This is a genomic window from Adhaeribacter rhizoryzae, assembly GCF_008629685.1.
Lineage (GTDB): Bacteria > Bacteroidota > Bacteroidia > Cytophagales > Hymenobacteraceae > Adhaeribacter > Adhaeribacter rhizoryzae.
Window position 1 is genome coordinate 26,833 of record NZ_VWSF01000010.1, and the last position, 22,243, is coordinate 49,075.

Here is a 22,243-nt window from a genome sequence, read left to right on the forward strand (position 1 = left end):
TTCGTTAACACATAAACATGCGAACTATACAATTTAGAGAAGCCCTGCGCGAAGCCATGTCGGAAGAAATGCGTCGGGATCAGCGGGTATTCCTGATGGGTGAAGAAGTGGCCGAATATAATGGTGCCTACAAAGTAAGCCAGGGTATGCTGGATGAATTTGGTGCCGAACGGATAATTGATACGCCCATTGCCGAGTTAGGCTTTGCGGGTATTGGGGTTGGTGCCGCCATGAACGGCCTGCGCCCTATTATCGAGTTCATGACTTTTAACTTCTCGCTGGTAGCAATTGACCAGGTTATCAACTCTGCGGCAAAAATAATGTCCATGTCTGGTGGCCAGTACATGGCACCCATGGTATTCCGGGGTCCAACTGGTAGCGCCGGTATGTTATCGTCGCAGCACTCGCAAAACTTCGAGAATTGGTATGCGAATTGCCCTGGTTTAAAAGTGATAGTTCCCAGCAATCCGTACGATGCAAAAGGTTTATTAAAATCAGCTATTCGCGATGAAGATCCGGTTATTTTTATGGAATCGGAGCAAATGTACGGCGATAAAGGCGAAGTGCCGGAAGAAGAATATACGATTCCGATTGGCGTGGCCGATGTAAAACGCCCCGGTAAAGATGTTACCATTGTTTCTTTTGGTAAAATCATGAAAGTGGTGCTGGCTGCCGCCGAACAACTCGAAAAAGAAAATATTTCGTGCGAAGTAATCGACTTGCGCACCGTTCGTCCGATTGACTACAAAACCGTTTTGGAATCGGTAAAGAAAACCAATCGCCTGGTGGTAGTAGAAGAAGCCTGGCCTTTAGCCTCTATTTCTTCTGAGATTGCCTTTAACGTACAGCATAATGCCTTCGATTACCTGGATGCGCCGGTAAAACGCGTTACCTGCCGCGATGTACCTTTGCCTTACGCACCTACCTTAATTGAAGCTTCGTTGCCTAATGTAGAGAGAACGGTAAATGCTGTAAAAGCAGTAATGTATAAAAAGTAGAATATTATTATCTGATTATTTTCTCTTATAACATAAAAGGCTTCTGAAATTCAGAAGCCTTTTATGTTATCGGCTGTTGTAGATTTTTAGATTACTAACCGGCGTTTTCCTCCCCCTGAAAAATATTATAAATAGTCAGGAAAATGATTTTAATATCCAGTAAAAAGGACCAGTTTTCGAGGTAGAAAATATCAATTTTTACCCTACCTTTCATTTTCCGGCTGTCAGTGGTATCGCCGCGGTAACCCATTACCTGCGATAAACCAGTTATGCCCGGTTTTATAAAATGCCGGACCATAAATTTATCAATCATCTGCGAATATTCTTCGGTGTGTTTCACCATGTGCGGGCGCGGCCCCACCACCGACATATTACCAATTAAGACATTAAAAAACTGGGGCAGCTCGTCTAAACTGGTTTTTCTCAGAAAGGCCCCGATGCGGGTAATACGGGAATCATTCTTTGTAGCTTGCCGGGTATCCGACTCGTTATTTACGTACATGCTCCGCAGTTTCCAGCACCAGAAACTATCGTTATTGATGCCAGACCGTTGCTGTTTAAAGAAAACCGGCCCCTTAGAATCGAGCTTAATTAAAATGGCAAGCAATGGAATAAGCCACGACAGCAGGCCCACAATAATGATTAAGGAAAAAACAATATCGAAACTTCTTTTAACTATTTTATTAAAAACATCATCCAGAGGAATAGTACGCAAAATAATTACCGGTAGCAAATCATAAAAATCTACTTTAAACTTTTTGTAATCGAAACCACTGGTATCTGGCAAAAATTTTAACCGGATTAAATTATTATCAGCAAAATCAATTAATTGAATTACCTGCTCGCGGCTTAACTCATAAGGTGAGCAATATATTTCGTCTACATTGTTTTCATAGACAAACGAGCGAATATCAGCTATTTTGCCAATTACTTTGTCGCCATGCTCCGCATTATCATCAAAATAGCCCAGGAAGCGATAACCGTGTTCCGGGTGGGTCTGAAAAAAGGACTGCAAGTTTAGGCTGGAACGGCTATAACCTGCAATAATAACTTGCCGGTAGTTATAACCCTTCCGGCGATATAGTTTTAGTAAATGAATTAGCCCCACCCGCCAGGCTACCATAAAAAATGCCAGCAGAATATAAGAAGTAGTTAATAATGACCGGGAAAAGAAATAAGATTCTGTAATATTCAGGGTAGCCTCAATAAGCAAAATATACAGAATAATTTGCTTTAATACACTAGAGGTAATGTTAGTAATGCGGGTAACCCGGTGTATGTTATATACATTTAAGATGGAGGAAGTAGCTAACCAAGCTAGGTTAGAAAAAAGCAATAGGCTAAGATACCGGGAATCTATAAAATTCGAAAAAGACCTGAATTGCAAATAATAGCCCAGAATCGCTGAAATATTTATAAAAAATAAATCGCCAAGAGAATAAATTAATTTAATGTACCTCGAATACTGTCCTGACATTAACGTCTAAAAAATTATGCGCAAAACTAAGTAATTTTCGGGTAGTAAATAAATATTTGGCTTACTCCTGCCTGAATTGGGTATATTTAGAATCTACGAAATTTTTAAACTTTTCCATAAATACCAGGCGGCTAAAACGGACAGCATTTTGACGGATAACCAGCGGGCTTAGTTTCAATTTTTCAAACTCCGAAACGGCGGCTATAATGCTTGCTGTTTTTTGTTTCTGAAAAAAAACGCCTGTTTCCAAATTAATAACAGTTTCTTTTACGCCACCCCGGTTATAGGCAATTACGGGTGTGCCGCAGGCTTGGGCCTCTACGGGTATGATGCCAAAATCTTCTTCAGCGGCAAATACAAAGGCTTTGGCTCGCTGCATATAACTTTTTAACACCTCAAAGGGCTGATACCCCAGCAACTCAATATTAGCAGAGGCCTTCGCCTTAATTTTATTAAAATCTGGTCCATCGCCAATTACTACCAGTTTTTTATCCGGCATCTGTGCGAAAGCCTCTACAATTAAATCAATTTTTTTGTAAGGCACCATCCGGGAGGCGGTTACATAGAACTCTTCCTTTTGCTTGCATAGCTCAAATTTGTCTACATCAACCGGCGGATAAATAACGGTGGCTTCGCGACGGTATAATTTTTTAATGCGCTTGGCGATGTATTCTGAGTTTGCAATAAAATAATCTACCCGGTTAACCGAAGCAATATCCCAGTTGCGTAAGTAATGCAAAATAGTTTTGGCCACCATGCCTTTTATTCCCCGCTGCAGATTGGCTTCTTCCAGATACTGATGATATAAATCCCAAGCGTATCTGACCGGCGAATGGCAATAACAAATATGCAGTTGATTGGCATTGGTTATTACACCTTTAGCCACCGCGTAAGACGATGAAATAATTACTTCGTGCTGCCTTAAATCAAATTGCTCGATGGCATACGGGAATAAAGCCAGGTAATTGCGGTATTTATTTTTGGCAAAAGGTAATTTCTGAATAAAAGAACTAGTAATGGGTTTACCTTCGAAGTAAGAATTCCGAAGATTTTCCGGATGCTGAATTAAAGTATAAATCGGCCCGCCGTATAATTGATGAATCGCTTCTAATACTTTTTCGGCTCCTCCTATTAAAGGGAGCCAATCGTGCACCAGCGCAAATTGGTTTAATTTGTCCATTAAGTCTTCTTTCGAAAGCAAAGATAAACAAGCTTAACGCAATAAAACAGATTACTTAAAACCTCTTTTAGAAAAACCTTGCAGAGATAATAATTAAGTATTACTTAAGGCTACTTGAGAATCTGGCAGGTGTGATTTTAGGTACGTTTTCAAAAATGGGTAATATCGAGGAGAAAAAGCAAAATAATATAATGCCGTGTTGCCGGCTCAATAGCGATTCGGTTATACAACACAAACCAAATAATATTACAAAAGCCAGCAAGAGAATATTTTGGGTAGACAGAGCTTCGGCGATGAGCGTAAAAAAAATTAATAACAATGCTATAAAGCCAATTGCCCCTAAGCCAATAGCAGTTTGTAAATATTGATTGTGCGCATTGTAAGTATGCGTTAGGCCCTCTTCAAAACCAATTTTCTGATAAGCCGCACGCAAGTTGTCTTTTATATCGCCGGTACCAACCCCAAACAAGATGTTTTCTTTTACAATAGAATTCCCGGCTTGCCAGATGTAGCTGCGGGTAGAAACGCCACTCCGGTTTTCTATTTTTTTCTTTAAATAAGGGAAGTTAGAATAAAAAGCGAATAAGATTAGTAAAAGAGTAGCGCCAATGCCGATTAAATAGCGGGTGTACCCCCTCCTAATCAGATAAATACTTACCCAAATACCCAAGGTAAATAAGGTGGCAAAAATGGCAGTCCGGGAAGACAATACGGCTAAAAATAATAAGAAATAAACCAATAAGGCCAACCACCCAAATTTTTGATGCCAGGAATACGACCGGAAATTATTTAATAACTGACGGCAAATAAATAGTAAGGCTACTCCAATATAAAGGCTAAAATAAGGTGCATGGACATTAACCGCTTCGGGCATGATGAAGGCAAAGTAAGCCCAATCATAACCTAGCACATCTTTAAAATCAAGTAACCCGCCGTTAAAAATTTTATAATACGTTTTTAAAAAACTTACCACCGACAGAATAAGAATATTAAAGATAAAGGCATTCAAAATAAGTTTCTGGCGGCTTGGAGTCCAGCGAAAAGCGGCCATACTAACTGGTAAAAGAAGAAAAGGTAATTTTAAAACAACATCTTTTGTTGCCGCTGCCAGATTGCTGCTGTTTAAAACAGATAAAACATGCAGTAAAAAGAAGAATACAAAAGCCAGTATTCTTTTATTTCTAAAACAAAAACTAAAATGCTGTCTTAAAGGCGTTTTGAATAAAAATATTACTACAACCAATCCTAAAAAAACAGAATTGATATTGCTTTTATAAGGCATGCTGATTACCAGCAGCAGCACTGCTCCCAAATGGATTGCCCGCCAGGTTGCTACCCTTGTTAATCTGGTTAGCATAGAATTTAATCTTTAGAAATAAAGTTAATTTTCGTAAACGCTTTCCAGTTTGGCAATCATAGCTTCTATCCTGAATTTTTTTTGAAAAATACGGTAGGCAGCCTCCGACATAGCCGCATAAGTATCTTTATCTGCTACTAATAATTTTAAGTACGCAACTGCTTCTTCCGGCGAATTAAGATTAAATAAAAAACCATTATTATTGGGCTCTACTATTTCGTTATTTCCTACCACATCCGAAGCTACAATCGGAATGCCTACACTGGCAGCTTCAATTAATGCATAGGGTAACCCCTCCCACCGGGAGGTAGATAAATATATATCGGTCAAACTTAAATAGCCGGCTATGTTATCACAAAAGCCGGTAAAGTAAATGTTTTGCAGCTTTTCCCGCTGGGCTAGCGCAGCCAATTTTGGCTTATCGCTGCCATCGCCAATCCATAAAAAAGCTACATCGGGTTGATTTTTAAAAACTTTAGCTATTTCGTAAGCTAATTCCATATTCTTTTGAAAATCAAACCGCGAAATGGTAGTAATTACTGTTTTATTAGCCAGTTTTGGTAATATGGGAATTGCTTTATTTTCTAGCGGAGCTATGGCATTGTAAATGACTACGGAGTGATTAGGTTTAAAAAGCTTGAAATCTATACATTGTTTTTTCTCCCCTTCCGATACATTGATAAAGGTTTTGGTAAGTGGCGCCAGGGCTTTTTCGTACAAAAAATATAACTGCTTCTGTAGCTGGCCATATTCCCCAATATGAAAACCATGCAACGTATGAATTACTTTGAGCGAAGGCAGCATTATTTTTAAAAGCCGCGCATAAACTCCCGCCCCTTTGCCGTGCGAATGAACCACCCCGATTTGATTTTGCCGGCAATAAGCAGCTAGGCTGGTCAATTTCGAAGTATTAAATTTCCGGTGTGGTAATTGAAATACACTTTTTACTTTCGGATTGTTCTGCCAAAGTTCAAAATAAGGTTTATCCGGAGGACAGGCCACGTAAAGTTCAAAATTATTTGAAATATTATTGATTAATAAATCAACGTGTTTAGGTCCGCCTCCGAAATCAGCCCTTACTGTAATAAGTAAAATTTTCTTCCTGTACATACCACTTGTTTAGAAACAGGTAAAACAAAGAAAACTGAGCCAGCAATAAATCCGACATCAAAGATCCACCTGTGTTATTACTAATAAAAATGCCGATTGTAAAGTATAAAAACAGCTCGTGTAAAGCCGAAAACTTTTTTAGTTTAAGTAACCGGTTAAACAACTGAAAAAAGAAAGCCAGCAACAACAGCAGGCTAAACAAACCTCCGTAGGCTAGCATCAAAAAAAACAAACTTTCGGGTACAGAGGCATAATGCTTATACAAATCGTAATAATTATTGGTAGAAGCAATTGCATCCACAAAATTAAGCTGATTGTAGCCGTACCCGACCAGTAAAGAGAAAGGATATAAACTATAAGATAAAAGAATGAGCATCCAGACCCGAAACCGAAGATTAATATTCTGCTCCCCGCCCGATTCCTGATAAGATTGAATGGTGTGTTTAATTTTACTAATCAGGCCAAAATCAATGTCTTTTATTAATACATAGTTAATGAATAATACTAATATGACTAAGAGGTAGAGATAATGTTTTTTTAAACGGAAAGAGATAATATCCTTTATAAAAAAGAATAAATTAACAATTAGGAAGATAAGTAATGACTCCCGCGAGGTAAGTAATACCAAGTTAATAACAACTAACCCTATTAAAATGTAATTTAATTTTGTAACCTCTTCCCGTTTTTTCAGCAGCAGGTATAAATTTACCAGATAAACCAATACCAAATAAGATCCATAGATACCGTGATTGCCAGCCGAACGGGAAAATGAAAAATTGAAAATACTAAAATTAAGATTAGACAAGCCCGAAGGAACATAGTTCACATCCCAGGTAGTCAGGTGCAAATAGGCACTGGTACCACCGCCAAAGGTAAGCCAGTTATAAACGTATAATAAAAGGGTGACTAATAGAGCCGACAGCGCGACTTTATTAAAGGTTTTTAGATATCCCCTAAAATCATAGCCGGCTAAAAACAGAATACAGGTTAGGTACACAAAGTATTTAAAAGCCTTAAAAAGGCCGGCTATGTCTATGTATTTAAAAAAAGATAAGACTGTAGAGAGCAGAATAAAGAAAAGAGCAAATAAAAAATAAATATAGGGTTTAAGAAACTGAGGGAGATAAGTAATTTTCCGGCCAAAGAAAATTATAAAGAAAATTAAAATTAGCAGCGGTTCTTGCGGATAAAGAAAAACACCCGGTAATACTTCTATTTTAAAAGTAACAGGCAAGGTTATAAGCAACAGAAAAACTAATCTTTTTAAAGAAAGCAGCATTATAAAAATTTAAGAATTTTGTTTAAGTGCTTCCGTAAATAAACCTTCGTACTTCTGAATAATATAAGCGAGCGAATACTTTTGTTCTGCTAACTGCACCAATGCGGCAGGTGCGGGCTTTGGTAAAAGAGCCACCTCCCTTATTTTTTGGGTCAAGGCAAGAATATTATCATCTTGTATTAACCAGCCGTTGCGGTTCTCATCAATTATCTCAGAAATTCCGCCGGGGCTATTCATGGCAATTACTGGCGTACCGCAGGCATTTGCTTCTATTACCACATTTGGAAAGCCTTCGTAGTGAGAAGTTATAATTAACGCGTGCGCATGAAACATATAATTATATGGATTTTTAATAAATCTGGCCAGGCAAACCTTGTTTTCTAATCCGCGCTCTGCAATACGTTTAACTAAAAGGTCATAATCATCCCCCTCGCCTATTATAGTTAGTTTAATATTCTGCTCCGGTACGGCCGCAAAGGCATCAATCAGCCGGTTGTAACCTTTCTCGACTGATAACCGGCCCACGGCCACAAAATTTACAAACCCCGGTTCATAAGGCGACTGTTGCACATTTATGTGGCTGTTGATCAGCTTAAAATCTATGGGGTTATTTATTACAAAGGTTTTAGACAGCGGAATGTTGTAATTTTCTATTAAATCCTGCTGCATGTACCTCGATTGGCAAACAATTTTATAGAAAGATTTATAAACCGTTTTAAATAGCAGATTAAATATAATCGGGAACCGCTCATTTTTATTATGCAAACTTACCATGCTCGATTCACGGGCAATGAACCGGGTTTTCGCAGGCATTAAAAACCGCAGGGTAGCAATTATCAGATTTAGATGGCCTAACGTAGAAAATACAATATCTGGCTTGTGTTGCCAGATAAGTTTAACCAATTTAACTGGTATATACCGGGTCTGAGACGAATTTAAAACTATAATAGGCACTTGCTCCGGAATGGCACTTAAAAAAACGCCTTCCTTCTTAACCAGCACCAGGGTTATACTAAATAAATCCGGGTTCAGGTTTCTGATCAGATGCGTAATAACTCTTTCGGAACCTCCCCCGTGCAAAGAAGGTATAATAAAAAAAATAGATGGTTTTGGCTGCATTAATTAAAAAATAACCGCTAATTCTTTACTTCCGTTTAGCTAAATTATTGGCTATCTTTTTCTTTAATGTTTTAAAATCTTTTATTTTTCTAAGCTTATACAGGGTTCGGTCGAAGGCGCCTTTATACAATTTAAACTTATACTGTAATTTCTGGTCCGAAGCTAAAGAATTAACTTTCAGGTTCAATAAAGAATTTAAACCATCTTTATACTTACCCTGGGCAGCACCATTCAGGGGTAAGCCCTTTTCCTTTTTAATTAAATAATGCCAAATTTCCAGGTGTTTTAAAGCATAATCTCTCCAGTTCCAGGAGGCGATAGAATTAAGCAGGGCCTGGCGTTCAGCGGCTATTTTATTAAATATACTTATTAATTCATCTATCGTAACAAAGGCATGGGTAATACCGCAGTCGGCATCCAAGTGGTAGCCCTGAGGTGTAACGATTGTTTTTACACCGGCCGCTAAAGCATCCATAAACCCCATAGAGCCCTCATCCATACCCAGGTATAAATAATAATCAAGGACGGGAATTAAGTCCAGGTAAATTTTATAATTAAACTCCGGGTAATAGGTTACGGAAAAACCCTTGGCTTTAATTTTATCGAGGATTGGCTCCCAACCAAAGCCCATGATCACGAATTCAAAATTAGCTGGCGAAATATATTCCGACAACTCCAATAGCATGGTTTCTCTTTTGCAACCGTCGGGCTGAACTTTACTTGTTATGCCAATTTTAATTTTGCGGGGCTGCATTACCTCATCGTGAGCCGGATTAATAAAAGCTAATTTTTCGCGCGGTATACCACTATTAGCCAGTTCTATCATGGTGCCTTCCGACATACAAATGCCAACCTGTGCAGTTTGGAGTTGCCTTTTCACCAGGTTAAGTTTCCGGATATCATCTATATGGGTAATCATCAGGGTTTCTACTGGGCTGGTCCTTCCTTCATATTCCAGGTAGATAATATGATGGTTGATGTCAGCCGATGGGTCCGGCACCTTAGCAATATCAGCCTCAATTTGTAAACTTACCAGTTGTTCATGCAGTCTTCTGGCAAATTTTCCCAGAATCCAAGCATCAACGTCCTCATAACAAACAATCCGAACTCTCATACAGGCAAGCCTTTCTTTATTTTTTATTTTTCCGGGCCACAATACTGATGTTCCAGTCGGCATCAGTAATATTTTCCTGTAGTTTCAGGAACGGGCATTTATGTTCTATTGTAAATCCACACTGCGTCAGCAGGTTTTCTATCTCGGGTAAGTAATAATAATGCAGGTGGTGGGTTTCGGTAAACTCCAGGGATTTCAGATTATTTTCGAACAGGAAACACGTAAACTTCACCCAAACATCTTGATTTAAGGTATTAATCTTGGTTTCGGATATCCGCATTATTTCCTGATCACCATTGCTTTTTCTTAAAACTTTAACCGGCGAATATTCTTTCACTACCGTATTGCCGTTCCAGAAATCGAATATAAAAACGCCATCATCGGCCAATAAATTATAAATATTGGTAAAGGCTTTTACCTGATCGCGGTAATTGGTCAAGTAATCAACCGCCGAAAACATAGAAATAACACAATCATAATTTCCTTCTATTTTATCGGCCTCCTGAAAAGAATGGTTATAAAAAGAAATTTCAAAATTGTTAAGTAAGGCTTTCTCTCGGGCTACTTCTATCATTTGGGTTGAAATATCGCTGCCCGTAACTTGGTAACCTTGCTGATAAAGTTCGAAAATATGTTTGCCGGTACCGCAAGCCAAATCTAAAACCTGGGTATGTTCGCGGTTCTTATTTACAAATTGGTTAATTATTTCTTCAATGTACGCGGCCTCGCCTTTATAATCTTTATGCTGGTAAAGCATATCGTAAAACGAAGCGTATTTCTCGAATTGCGTAATTTCCATAAATTATTATGCTGCGTAAACCGACAAGGTTTCTTTTACAATAACACAAACTTTTTCTAAATCTTCGGTTTTCAGCCCCATGCCGCTGGGTACGTATAAACCCCGACGAGCCAATTTTGAGGCTACCGGGTAGCTTTCTTCTTTAAACAAGTCCATTTTATGAAAAACAGGCTGCTCGTGAATAGGCCAGAAGAACGGCCTCGTTTGTACACCCTTGGCCAAAAGCTGTTTAGCCCAGTCAAAAGCATCAAACGGAACGGCATCATCGAGTAACAAACCAAATACCCAATAAACGTGCTTAGCGTAGGGCTCGACTTTTTGCAGTTGAATACCCGGTGTATCCTGCAAACGGCTGGTGTAATTTGCGCCTTGCTCCTGCTTTATGGCAATTAGTTTTTCTATGTTTTCCATTTGAGCAACGCCCAAAGCTGCCTGCAGATTCGTTAACCGGAAATTATAACCCAGTTCTTCGTGTAAGAACCGCTGCTGCGGCTGGAAACAAAGATTACGGTAAGATCGGGCCCGTTCGGCAATAACGTCATCATTGGTAACAACCATACCTCCTTCACCGGTGGTAACTATCTTATTCGCGTAAAAGCTAAAAGTAGCAATATGCCCCATGCTCCCGCACTTTTGACCGTTATACTCCGCACCATGGGCTTCGGCTGCATCTTCAATAATATATAAACCGTACTTTTGGCTTAACGCTAGTATTGGCTGCATATCGCAAGACTGCCCAAATATATGCACCGGCATAATGGCCTTAGTTCTGGGAGTTATTTTACTTTCTACCTGGTTTACATCTAAGTTCCAGGTCTCCGAATCTACATCTACCAGCACCGGTACCGCCCCCCGCCGGATAATACCCATTGGGCAAGAAATAATGGTATGCGCCGGCAAAATCACCTCGTCACCGGGTTGCAAATCTAAAGCCGCAATGGCCAATTCTATCGCCACGGTGCCATTACTAACAGCTATCGCGTGCTTTACGCCCAAATAGGCGGCGAACATTTCTTCAAACTTTTTTACGAAAGGCCCATCCGACGACACCCAATTCGTATCGATACACTGGTTTAAATAAGCTTTTTCGTTACCAAGAAATAAAGGTTCGTTTACTAATATCATACGCCTTCGAAAATGGTTTTATCGGCGGCGTGGCCGCTGTAAGGTCCTTGTTTAACTTCTAGCATTTCCGAGTCTTCCATCATTTCAAAACCATGACCGCCCGAGGCCAATAAGATGGTATCGCCCTGTAGCAGAATACGGCTGGTTACAAAATGCAGGTCTTTATCGTACAAGTTTACCTTCACTCTTCCTTTCCGGATAAACAAAACCTCCTGGGTTAATAACACCTCCCGCTTTACCACATTGTGGTAGTGGGGCTTAATAGATTCGTTTTTATTGTATTTGATAATCCCTAACTGCTGGGAATAAGAATTAGGCGTAAAAAATTCGGTGGTTTGCGGCGAATAATTAGCCCTAACAATATGGCAGAGCGTAGTGTTATGCACCTGGTCGGTAATAACTTCTACCGGTAATTTTATCTCTTCCACTTCCGGATTCAATTCTTTTAAGTCAGTATTCATAAGGCGATGTTAGCTTGTTTCGTCTTCTAGGAGGTATTAGCTTAAATAAAATAACTTTTAATTTCTTTAATTATTTTAGTCAGGTAGGTTAAATTTTAAGCCAGGCACAAATCTAGTGATTTTCTATTTTTTTATTAAAATTCCTCCTAAAGAAACATGAATGAAGCTTATATGGGTATTAAGCTAGTATACACTAAGCACTCGGGGAATTGCTAATAAAAATAAGCGCTTACTCTAAATCTTTATTGACGATAATCGTGTTCTCTCCTTTTATGTTATATTCGTACCTATTAAAGGTATTATTTATTGCTGTAAAAAATGGTTTTGCGCAATCATCCTCCATCCAGTCATGTAGTTCAATAATTATCATCTTTACCTTCGGAAGCCAACGCTCATAATTATGCATAAATACCTTCTTCTCACTTGTTTCGATATCTAGTTTCAAAATATCAATCCTATCAATCGCGTATTTATTCATTATAGCATCAATGGAGAGAGCCGCAATATTGCCTTCATCATTATCTTCTTCCACAACCATACCCCATTTACCAATCTCATACTTATCATAAACTTTCAGAGTAGTTGCCTTGTGCCAGATGCCACAATTTTCACAATGGATATCACTATAGCTACCAACGTTCTTTTGCAATATTTTAAAATTATCCTTATCAGGTTCAATGCTAATGATTTTTACATCCGGAAATCTATTCTTCATAAGAATGGTAAATAACCCTATATTAGCCCCACCGTCAACAATTATTTTAGGATTATCCGGAAAAGTCAGGTCATATTCCTTCTCAACAAAAATTTGATAAAAGGCTTTAGGATCTGATGTGCCAGGCCTTAAGGTTATTGAACTTTTAATAAATGGAATTTTAATATCGTTAAATTTATTCAGAATAAAATTAAAGAATAAACGAGTTCCGTGAATTATTCCAAACAACTGAATAAAACGGTAGAAACGTATTAATTCATGTTTCATAGTAAAAATATTCTAAGCAATTTTCTGTTTAAATTATTATTCAAGGTATCAAATCAGAAGAAATCTTTATCAAGCAAGGATAGATATTTAAAGTGGCTCAATATCCAAAACCTTTTAAATTAGCGGTTATCAAAAAACTTTAATATAAATAAATTTAAGGTTACCAGTTCCTTAAATTTAATAAGAACCAACATTAAATATAGTAAAAAACAATAGCTGGAAATTAATAAAAAGTTGAGCAAATAAATATTAAGACCAACTATATGTGGTAGTAATAGGTAGTCAATTATTGTAATAGATGCTATTGAAAAAATTAATACAATTGCTGGTCCTTTTAATATATATACAAAATCAATTCCCTTGAGTAGTTTGTTACCTAAGTAAAGAATAATTAAAATGCTCATGAAGGTAGTTAAACTTGAGGCCGCTGCAAGACCGTAAAAAGAAAAATCCTTTACTAGCAACAGAGATATTAAAAAGTAGACTAAACTAACAAATACTTCTGTTAAGGATACAACCACAGTTTTGCCGGTTAAATAAAATATTTTACTTACAACACTTGCTAAGCTGGTGCAAATAAAAGAAAGAGCCAGTAAAGAAAACACCCTACTAACAATAATAGTAGATTCGTGAAGAAAATTACCTCTTTCAAAAATCATTTGAATTACAACTTCTCCTTCAAAAACAAACAATATAGCAATAGGAACTGTGATTATCAAAATTAATCTAATGCCATTTGAATAATATTTTCTAGTCAAATCTAAATCATTCTCCGCCCACTTCTTAGCTAATAAAGGAAAAATAATTGTACCTATACTGCTTATGGCAACCGAACAAAGAATATTTTGAATTTGTGTTGCATAACCCAGATAAGAAATACTTCCCTGGGGCAAGGTAGAAGCTACAAACCTTTCAAACAGGCTATTAGATCTTGTTATTAATCCAGATAATAGCAATGGTAAACTTATAATCACAACTCTATGAAAATCTTTATCATAAAAATTTATATGAAAGGTATAATTTTTTGTTAATACTGGCATAAATAACAGAAGAGATAAAAAGTTACCAACCAAAGTTCCGATAGCTAAACTTAAAATACCATAATAAGGAAACAAAATAATCAAGAAGACTAAACTTACAATGGAAGTAACAATTGGCGAAATTGCAGGCAAAACAAAATTATTTTGCGACTGGGAAACAGATGATAAAATATTTATTAAGCTTTGAAAGATTACTACAGGTAAAAGAAATTTAAAAATTTGAGTGGCCAAGTCAAGTTCTTCTCCATTTAAACCGGCTGCAGTAAAACTTAAAATTTCTTTAGCGTAAATAATTCCGCCTATAGTTACAACCGTAACGATGATAAAAATGATATTAATATTATTAGAAACAAAAACTTTACTCTTCTTATAACCGTCTTTTTGTTTTTGAATAAATGCAGGTAGGAATACTACTCCATATGCTCCAAGTAATACGGCACTTAAATAGGCAGGAAATGCCATTGCAACAAAATAAGCATCTCTCTCAATAGTAGTCCCGAACAAGCTTGCAATAACCAACTGAGAAATAAAATTAAAAAGCATTCCCAATAAAGTTATAAAACTTAATATTAAATTAGATTTTAAAAGGTTTAAAGCGTTCAAGAGTAACTTATTAGATGATATTTTAAACTGGTTTATTGATTTAGAACCAAAAGTATATTATTTTTCGTGAATAATATAAATATATCGGCTTAGCCAATCCTATTATTTTTTCTAGCTAGCAACTTGCAATCATTATTTTTCAAACTATTATATTTGTTTCTATAAAATACAATTCCTGCAAAAATATTATCTATTCTGCACACATTAAAGCTTTAACAATTAAATTTATTTGTAACTAAGTAATGGAATTTAGTAAGCCCTTAATAACAATTATAACGCCGACCTACAATAGAGCTCATATTATTGAAAGAGCCATTGATAGTGTACTAAAACAAACATTTGAAGATTACGAGTATTTAATAATTGACGATGGCTCTAAGGACAATACTTTAGAATTGGTTAGAAATTACACAGATAGGGATCCAAGAATAAAGTTTCATTCACATGAATATAATCAAGGTCAAAATGCGGCTCTAAATACAGGTCTGTTTAAAGCAAAAGGGAAATATATTGCCTTTTTAGATTCAGATGATGAATGGCTTCCTAATTATTTAGAGAAACAATTAAATGAGTTTTTATTGGATCCAGAAGTAGGATGTTCGTACTGTTGGGCCGGGTATTTGGATAATGGGGTGCTCAAAACCAGCAGAAAATATTCTATCAAAGGATATTTATACAAAGAAGCATTAGAACAAGGCTACATTTGCAATCCAACGAGCCTGATGGTAAGAAAAGAAAGCTTAGATGTTCTAGGTGGTTTTAATTTAGAGTTTATCACTTGTCAGGATGATGATGTTTGTCTTAGATTAGCAAAGATAAACAAATTTGCTTTGATTAAGGAAGCATTGGTCATTATTCATAATGATGCAGGCAACCAGACAATAACAAATAGGCATGTTTATGCTAATGATTGGCTAAAATTATTTAATAAATATGAAAAAGAAATTTTAGAATATTGTGGTCCTAAAACCCTTTCCAAACACTATACCAAAGCCTCTTTACTATTCTTGAAAATATATAATAAAGAAACTTCTAGGGAAATAATAAATAAAGCTTTACGTTATCAAAAGAACCCGAAAGCATTGTCAGTATGGGCCTCTACTTTTTTACCCACTCCAATTTTAAAAACAGTTTTAAATCTTAAAAAAATTGTTCAATAAAGCATTTAGCTTTTTATTAACCATTATATAATTTTAGTATTTATATTTTTATAATTCTATTAAGTTTTCATTATAGTCTGATAGGTTTTTGGCTTGAAGAGCAATTATTTTACCTAAACAATATGTGGCATATATAAACTGTAGGATGATAGAGACTCTATATCTGAGTCATAGTTAACATATTAGTTTATAATAATAATGTTTATATAGTAGCTCAATATAATAGACCATTATGGTGATAGATTTATTTGACTTATGAAACTTAAAAGCTATTTTTGTCAGAACTTACTAAGTTAAGCGAATAATATATTTCATTTTAGTATCTATGGAATTAGAAAAGAAAAGAAGACCTTCAGAAGAAAACGACACCATTGATTTAAAAGAGCTTTTCAATTCTTTTTTCAGACTTATCCGGAATTTTTTCTACCTGATTCTTAAATTTTTCTTCTTATTTTTTGAAACTGCGGCTAAAAACTTAAAACTAATTGTCGCGCTTACTTTATTAGGCGGTGTGCTTGGTGCCGCTTACTTTTATATTATTCGTCCTTATTACGAATCGCGAATGACGCTTGGTTCGGTTTATTATAAAGGCGAGTTCATTAATAATTCTATTCAGAACCTGGACGCTCTAGCTGGCGAAGGTAATTATACAGCTTTATCGCGTATTCTGAATATTCCGGTCAAAAAATCATCCCAGTTAAAAAGTCTTAAAATAGAACCGGTTGTTTCGCCTAATAAACAATTGCTGATTGATTTATACAAAGAAACGGAGGGCAATAAACACCGGCTGGATTCTATTTTGTTAAATACCGAAGACAGCACCTTTCATATTAAGGTACAAGTTTATGACACAACTGCCTTAAATGGACTAGACAGCTCGCTGGTAAACTTTCTGAAGCAAAACAAGTACGTTAAAAAACGGATTGAAATTGAAAGAGCAAATTTGCGCAGCCGGAGAGCTAAGTTAATAAAAGAATCGGGCAGCCTGGATACCCTAAAGCGCAATATAGCATTGAGTTACCGCAACCAGGCAGGCGGGCGAACAGGCACTAATAATGTAATATTAGACGACAAAGGTACCAATCCCGTGGAGATTTACCGTGAAGATTTAAGGTTGTACGAGCAATTAATGGACATAGAGAAATTATTATACATTAATGCCGAAATTGAAATTATTGAACCCTTTACTGCTTTGGGCAAACCTATAAGCGGCACCCTGCTAAAAAATACTATTCTGGGATTACTGCTAGGCTTGGCAGTAGCTTTTTCAGTAATTCTAATTAAAATAGTTACCAGAGGTTTAATCTATTTGCGGTCCCAGTTTGAAGCCGAACGCAACTAAAAAAGAATACATTGGGTGGCTTTTAGCATTTTTTAAAATTTATAAGAGGTTTCGCTTCTTCAACTAACTAATAATACCCCGGCTAATAGCATACCGGACCAAGGCGGCTGTGTTTCTGGCCTGGGTTTTTTCAATAATGCGCTGGCGATGCGAGTCGATGGTTCTTTTGCTCGTAAATAATTTATCGGCTATTTCGGCGTTGGTAAAGCCTTCGGTAATGAGCTTAAGCACCTCCAGTTCTCTTTTGGAAAGTTCTACCAGTTCGGGAATGGCGGTGTTTGTATTAAGCTCAGGCAGGGATGGTTTATTTTTTTTAAGTAAGTTAAGGGTAATTTCTGCCGAAATATAATTTTTGCCGCTGGCTATCATTTGCACGGCATGTATTAACTCGTTTTTATGTATATTTTTTAAGATATAGCCCTGCGCGCCCAGCTCCATCATTTTATTTAAATAATTTTCACTTTCGAACATGGTTAAAGCCAGCACTTTAACCGAGCTGAAATGTTGCAGAATATGTTGGGTGGCATCAAAACCATCCATCTCCGGCATTTTTATATCCATTAATATTACATCAACGGCAGTAGATTCCAGCAACTTTATTAGTTGTACTCCATTTTCAGCCTCTCCGGCTATGGTTATGGTAGGCTCGTCTTGCAAAAGGGCACGTAATCCGCAGCGGATTAACCGGTGATCATCAACTAAAACTACTTTAATCATGGGGTAAAAAACTTGGCTGAGGTAATCAGGACTGCAATTATAAAAGATAATTTTTTAATTCAGTAGCCTGTAACCAGCTCAAAATACTAAATCTTAAAATAATTTTAACTAAAAACGTAGGCTTACAGTTCAAAAGCAAAGTATATCAACCAGATGCGTATTAATATTTTATTTTTTTAGGTATATAATCTTACAAAAAATTAAATTCTGGTTATTATTTTTAAGTGTAGAATAAATGCCGCTAATTATTTTTTAAAGTCCGATTTATATTTGGCACCATGAAAATATATACCCAAAAAACAGGAGAAAGCTACCTTGTAAAATTATGTGGGGAACTGGATGCCAGCAATGCCGAAGCCGTGGAAAAAATACTGGATGAGCTTATACAATTAAACCCGGCCCAGATTCAGGTTGATTGTAAAGAGCTAGAATATATATCGTCGCGGGGCTTGGGAGTATTTATTTCGCGTTTTCAGGAAATACAGCATAAGCAAATAAAGTTCTTTTGTTTAATCTGCGCGAACAAGTGCTGTACGTTTTCCGGGTGCTTGGTCTGGAAGATCTAATGGACCTAAGATCGGAGAAAACGGCTGTCTCTTAAAGCGTTTTCCAGTAAGTTCATTTTTTCTTGGTTCTATCAGATTTTTAGATTTTTAGATTTCTTTAATTTTACACTAGTTAAAAATGCATGTAACACTTCATAAAAATTAATCATACCTTTGCGAATCAATAATTTATAACAGTTATAATTAAAACAAAACTTCTTAATCCTGCAAAGTTAACTTAGCTAAATACTGGTCGTTTTCGCCTTGGGCCAATAATTCGCAGGTATAACCGGTTTGTTCGCAATATTCCTGCAACACCGGAAATTCAATAAAGAGCCACTTAAAGGGCTGCCCTTTTTTATTTTTATATTCCATCTGGTAAGTTACTACCCCATGGTATTCGGCATTTAAATCCAGGTTCAAAGCGCCTTCTTCGTCGTAATACATATAGGTAATATCAGAAGAGTCGAGAATTACCTGTCCGCCGGGAGCTAAATTATTTTTCAGGCGTTCTAAAAAATAAACTAAGCCATCCGGCGAATTTACCAAACCAATGCCATTCATTAACATCAGAATGGTATCGAACTGCTCAGCGCCCAAACTAAAAACATCGGCCTGCACTACATTATTTACGCCCCTTTTCCGCATTACGGCGCAGGCGCCTTTCGAAATATCAAAAGCGGTAACATTAAAACCATTATTTTGTAACTCTAAACTGTGGCTGCCGGCTCCAGCCCCCAAATCGGCGATTTTGCCCCGGCAATGGCGCAAAGCTATTTTTTCCAGTTCGGGCATTTGGGCGGCGCTGCGAAAAAAGTAGGCGGCGATTAACTCTTCGGGGTCAGCAATATCGGAGTAAACCTGTATGGTTGCCGCTTGTTCTCCGGCTAAATAATCCTGCAAAGCATGGCCAATAATATCTGCTCCGGGTTTCATGGCTACGTATTCTTTATCCTTTAAACTTAAATTTTCGTTAATTCGGGGCAAAACGCCTGAACTTTTATTAAGCGGCGCAAATTACTACATTACCAGCTTAATTGTTTTTAATTTTATATAGCTGCTTTAGCTTTACGCTAAACAGGCCCTGGTTCTTATGAAAATTATTACCAAAATATATTTAAGCATTGGGTTTATTTTACTGGTTTTTGGGTTTGTTACGTTTGCTTATTTTAAGCAGTCCCAGAAAGTAGCAAAGAGCATTGAGCAGGTGCTGCTTTCTTCCGAAATTATACAAACCAACAGCAATTTGCAGCACGCGGTTGTTAACGCGCAGAATGGTTTAAGGGGTTTTTTGTTGTCTGGGAAAGAAAATTTTCTGGAACCTTATTACGCCGGTATGGCTTCGTACTTGATTGAACTTAGCCTTTTAAAAAATTTAAACCGCGACAAACCAGATAATATTAACTACCTGAACCAGGTTGATCTGGAATTTAACCGCTGGAACGACTCGGTTGCAGCTCCTATAATACAGGCCAAACGCGAAGTAAATACCAGCGAAAAAGCCCGTCAGCATTATAATCACTTATTTTACCAATCTTATAGCCAGGAAGAAGGTAAAATTAAAATAGATACTATTCAATATTTCACCGGTTTAATTCAGAAAGCCGAAACCACCAATAAAAATGCCCAGGTAGCTATACTGAAAATATCGCAGGACCGAACTGATCTGTTGGGCATTGCCTTAACCATTTTGGCCCTTATAATTGGTGTAGCTACGGCTTTGTTGCTGGGTAAAACCATTAAAAGAAGAATTTCCAGTATGCAGAACCTGGCCAGCAATTTGGCCCGCGAGAATTTTGATATTACGTTAACCGATGATTACCACGATGAATTAAGTAGTTTATCGGCAGATATGAACGTAATGGCTAAAAAGTTGCAGCAGAGTTTTGCCAGCCTGAATAAAATGAACCAGGAACTCGACCAGTTTGCTTACGTGGTTTCGCACGATTTAAAAGCGCCGCTGCGGGCTATTAACAACCTGGCCGAATGGATAAACGAAGATATTGGCGAAACAACCCCCGACATCCGCAAAAATTTATCTTTAATGCGCGGGCGGGTGCATCGCCTCGAAAACTTGATTAATGGCATTTTGGCCTACGCACGCATTGGCCGGACAAAAATTGAGCAAACTACTTTTGAATTTGGCGATTTATTGCAGGAAATTGCCGAATCGCTAGTGCTGCCCCCCGGATTTAATTTTATATTCCCGACGGAGTCGCTTTTAATAACTACCGAAAAAATATTGTTGCAGCAGGTAATGGTAAATTTAATCAGCAATGCTATAAAATATAACAACAAGTCCAATGGGCAAGTAACCGTAACCGCACAGGAGCACGGCGCTGTTTATTTAATTAGCGTAGCCGATAACGGTCCGGGCATTCCGCAGGAGTACCACGAAAAAATATTCGGCGTTTTTCAAACAATAGAAGCCCGCGATACCATTGAAAGCACCGGTATAGGCTTGGCAATCGTTAAAAAAATAATAGAAGAAAAACATGGCGCCATTCGGGTAGATTCGGAACCAAACCAAGGCACTACTTTTTCTTTTACCTGGCCAATAATGTTGCCCGTAACCGTAGCCCACTCCCAAACCGCGCTTATCCATGAATGAAGATAGATTCGTACAATGCCAAAAACAGTTGGCGCAGGTTAAAAAAGAATTCGAAGAATTTGTATACCTGGTATCGCACGATTTAAATGCCCCCATTCGTGCTATTTCTAATTTATTGGGGTGGATTTCCGAAGATTTAGGACCCAATATTCCAGACGATGTTCAGCAAAACATAAAATTACTGCAGGATCGCGCCCAACGTTTAGAAAAAATGCTGAGCGCTATTCTGGCACTTTCGCGGGTTTCGCGTACTAACCTGGAAACCGGTTATATAGAACTTCCCGCTTTTTTAGAAAACATCAGCGAAAAATATCGGAACAACAATAGCTTTATAACCATACAAGCCGAGCCGATAGGTTTTACTACTTACTACCAAAAGTTAAGCGCCGTAATAAACGAGCTGCTTACCAATGCGCTGAAACACTCCGATAAAGAGTTAACAACCATACAGCTAACCGCTACTAGGGTTAATAATTTTTTGCAGCTATTAATTACCGATAATGGCTCTGGCTTTGCGCCAGAAATTCAGGAGAGAATATTTTCGTTATTTTATACTGCCCGTAGCAAAGAAGAAACTGAAAATATTGGGGCCGGACTTACGGTTGCCAGGAGTATTACTAATTTTGCAGGCGGTAACTTAACTATAAACCAGGCAAAAGCAGGCGAAGGCAGCAGTTTTATCTTGCTTTGGCCGTTACATATATTAGAAACAACATAACTTTACCTCATGACCGAAGAAAATTTAATAAATATTTTACTTGTAGAAGACGACGAAGTAGATATTATGAATGTGCAGCGCGCCTTTCGTAAGAACAATATTAATAATCCGTTGTTTATAGCGCGTAATGGCTTAGAAGCTTTAGAAATGTTGCAAGCCGATAAAATTCCGAAGCCGCATGTGATTATTTTAGATATTAACATGCCTAAAATGAACGGCCTCGAATTTTTGCAGGAAGTACGCTCCGACGAAAAACTGAAGCGAATCAGCGTTTTTGTAATGACTACCTCTAACGAAGACAGCGACAAAATTAATGCCTATAACCTGAATGTAGCCGGTTATATTCTAAAACCTTTATCTTTCGAGAAATTTATTCAGTCTATGTCAACGCTTAACAGCTACTGGAAACTCTGCGAAAGACCATCTATGTAAAATTTAAAAATAGTTAATAGCATAAGCTACCAGGTAAGTGAGCTTCTTTGTTTACGCTGTTACTATTTTAAATA

21 protein-coding genes are annotated in these 22,243 nt (G+C 37.3%); 7 read left to right on the forward strand and 14 right to left on the reverse strand.

Features of this window, described 5'->3' with window-relative positions; genetic code table 11:
• Positions 1 to 17 precede the first annotated feature (17 nt).
• Positions 18 to 998, forward strand: coding sequence for a pyruvate dehydrogenase complex E1 component subunit beta (locus tag F0145_RS13735; protein ID WP_150088993.1), 981 nt, complete (start codon positions 18 to 20; stop codon positions 996 to 998).
• Between the two features lie 94 nt (positions 999 to 1,092).
• On the opposite strand, the gene F0145_RS13740 is transcribed toward F0145_RS13735, so the two are convergent.
• The 12 genes from F0145_RS13740 to murJ all read right to left on the reverse strand — a co-directional run bounded on the left by F0145_RS13740 (position 1,093) and on the right by murJ (position 14,644).
• Positions 1,093 to 2,475: an undecaprenyl-phosphate glucose phosphotransferase gene (locus F0145_RS13740; protein ID WP_150088994.1), complete on the reverse strand. Its 1,383-nt coding sequence runs from the start codon at positions 2,473 to 2,475 to the stop codon at positions 1,093 to 1,095.
• 61 nt (positions 2,476 to 2,536) lie between these two features.
• Positions 2,537 to 3,676, reverse strand: a complete 1,140-nt coding sequence (locus F0145_RS13745) for a glycosyltransferase family 4 protein (RefSeq protein ID WP_223816053.1) — start codon at positions 3,674 to 3,676, stop codon at positions 2,537 to 2,539.
• A gap of 79 nt (positions 3,677 to 3,755) precedes the next feature.
• Positions 3,756 to 4,706 carry an O-antigen ligase family protein gene (locus F0145_RS13750; protein ID WP_190277549.1) on the reverse strand — a complete coding sequence of 317 codons (951 nt, stop codon included), beginning with the start codon at positions 4,704 to 4,706 and terminating at the stop codon, positions 3,756 to 3,758.
• A gap of 330 nt (positions 4,707 to 5,036) precedes the next feature.
• Entirely contained in the window at positions 5,037 to 6,122 is a 1,086-nt protein-coding gene (locus F0145_RS13755) for a glycosyltransferase (protein ID WP_150088997.1), read from the reverse strand.
• On the reverse strand, positions 6,082 to 7,119 hold the full coding sequence (locus F0145_RS13760; RefSeq protein WP_190277550.1) for an O-antigen ligase family protein: 1,038 nt from the start codon (positions 7,117 to 7,119) through the stop codon (positions 6,082 to 6,084). Before F0145_RS13760 ends, F0145_RS13755 begins: the two co-directional genes overlap by 41 nt.
• A gap of 291 nt (positions 7,120 to 7,410) precedes the next feature.
• Positions 7,411 to 8,520 carry a glycosyltransferase gene (locus F0145_RS13765; RefSeq protein ID WP_150088999.1) on the reverse strand — a complete coding sequence of 370 codons (1,110 nt, stop codon included), beginning with the start codon at positions 8,518 to 8,520 and terminating at the stop codon, positions 7,411 to 7,413.
• A gap of 25 nt (positions 8,521 to 8,545) precedes the next feature.
• Positions 8,546 to 9,634, reverse strand: coding sequence for a hypothetical protein (locus F0145_RS13770; RefSeq protein WP_150089000.1), 1,089 nt, complete (start codon positions 9,632 to 9,634; stop codon positions 8,546 to 8,548).
• Between the two features lie 16 nt (positions 9,635 to 9,650).
• On the reverse strand, positions 9,651 to 10,433 hold the full coding sequence (locus F0145_RS13775) for a class I SAM-dependent DNA methyltransferase (RefSeq protein WP_150089001.1): 783 nt from the start codon (positions 10,431 to 10,433) through the stop codon (positions 9,651 to 9,653).
• Between the two features lie 6 nt (positions 10,434 to 10,439).
• Positions 10,440 to 11,558, reverse strand: coding sequence for a DegT/DnrJ/EryC1/StrS family aminotransferase (locus tag F0145_RS13780; RefSeq protein ID WP_150089002.1), 1,119 nt, complete (start codon positions 11,556 to 11,558; stop codon positions 10,440 to 10,442).
• Positions 11,555 to 12,019 carry a hypothetical protein gene (locus F0145_RS13785; protein WP_223816055.1) on the reverse strand — a complete coding sequence of 155 codons (465 nt, stop codon included), beginning with the start codon at positions 12,017 to 12,019 and terminating at the stop codon, positions 11,555 to 11,557. Before F0145_RS13785 ends, F0145_RS13780 begins: the two co-directional genes overlap by 4 nt.
• 229 nt (positions 12,020 to 12,248) lie before the next feature.
• Entirely contained in the window at positions 12,249 to 13,001 is a 753-nt protein-coding gene (locus tag F0145_RS13790) for an FkbM family methyltransferase (protein ID WP_150089003.1), read from the reverse strand.
• A gap of 119 nt (positions 13,002 to 13,120) precedes the next feature.
• A complete protein-coding gene (murJ, locus tag F0145_RS13795; protein ID WP_190277551.1) occupies positions 13,121 to 14,644 on the reverse strand; it encodes a murein biosynthesis integral membrane protein MurJ in 1,524 nt (507 codons plus the stop codon).
• A 242-nt stretch (positions 14,645 to 14,886) separates the two neighbouring features.
• On the opposite strand from murJ, the gene F0145_RS13800 reads away from it, so the two are divergent.
• Both F0145_RS13800 and F0145_RS13805 read left to right on the forward strand, forming a co-directional pair.
• Entirely contained in the window at positions 14,887 to 15,804 is a 918-nt protein-coding gene (locus F0145_RS13800) for a glycosyltransferase family 2 protein (protein ID WP_150089005.1), read from the forward strand.
• Positions 15,805 to 16,129: 325 nt separating this feature from the next.
• A complete protein-coding gene (locus F0145_RS13805) occupies positions 16,130 to 17,146 on the forward strand; it encodes a YveK family protein (protein WP_150089006.1) in 1,017 nt (338 codons plus the stop codon).
• Positions 17,147 to 17,209: 63 nt separating this feature from the next.
• On the opposite strand, the gene F0145_RS13810 is transcribed toward F0145_RS13805, so the two are convergent.
• Complete coding sequence (locus F0145_RS13810; RefSeq protein ID WP_150089007.1) at positions 17,210 to 17,863, reverse strand: response regulator; 654 nt, start codon at positions 17,861 to 17,863, stop codon at positions 17,210 to 17,212.
• 278 nt (positions 17,864 to 18,141) lie between these two features.
• Between F0145_RS13810 and F0145_RS13815 the strand changes: the two genes are divergently transcribed.
• Positions 18,142 to 18,429, forward strand: a complete 288-nt coding sequence (locus F0145_RS13815; RefSeq protein WP_150089008.1) for an STAS domain-containing protein — start codon at positions 18,142 to 18,144, stop codon at positions 18,427 to 18,429.
• 198 nt (positions 18,430 to 18,627) lie between these two features.
• Here F0145_RS13815 and F0145_RS13820 read toward each other — a convergent pair whose 3' ends face one another.
• Positions 18,628 to 19,395 carry a class I SAM-dependent methyltransferase gene (locus F0145_RS13820; RefSeq protein ID WP_223816056.1) on the reverse strand — a complete coding sequence of 256 codons (768 nt, stop codon included), beginning with the start codon at positions 19,393 to 19,395 and terminating at the stop codon, positions 18,628 to 18,630.
• A 106-nt stretch (positions 19,396 to 19,501) separates the two neighbouring features.
• On the opposite strand from F0145_RS13820, the gene F0145_RS13825 reads away from it, so the two are divergent.
• The 3 genes from F0145_RS13825 to F0145_RS13835 are packed head-to-tail and all read left to right on the forward strand — an operon-like array spanning position 19,502 to position 22,169.
• Entirely contained in the window at positions 19,502 to 21,019 is a 1,518-nt protein-coding gene (locus F0145_RS13825; protein ID WP_150089009.1) for an ATP-binding protein, read from the forward strand.
• On the forward strand, positions 21,012 to 21,737 hold the full coding sequence (locus F0145_RS13830) for a sensor histidine kinase (protein WP_150089010.1): 726 nt from the start codon (positions 21,012 to 21,014) through the stop codon (positions 21,735 to 21,737). The genes F0145_RS13825 and F0145_RS13830 overlap by 8 nt, the downstream gene beginning before the upstream one ends.
• 9 nt (positions 21,738 to 21,746) lie before the next feature.
• A complete protein-coding gene (locus F0145_RS13835) occupies positions 21,747 to 22,169 on the forward strand; it encodes a response regulator (protein ID WP_150089011.1) in 423 nt (140 codons plus the stop codon).
• Positions 22,170 to 22,243: the final 74 nt, after the last annotated feature.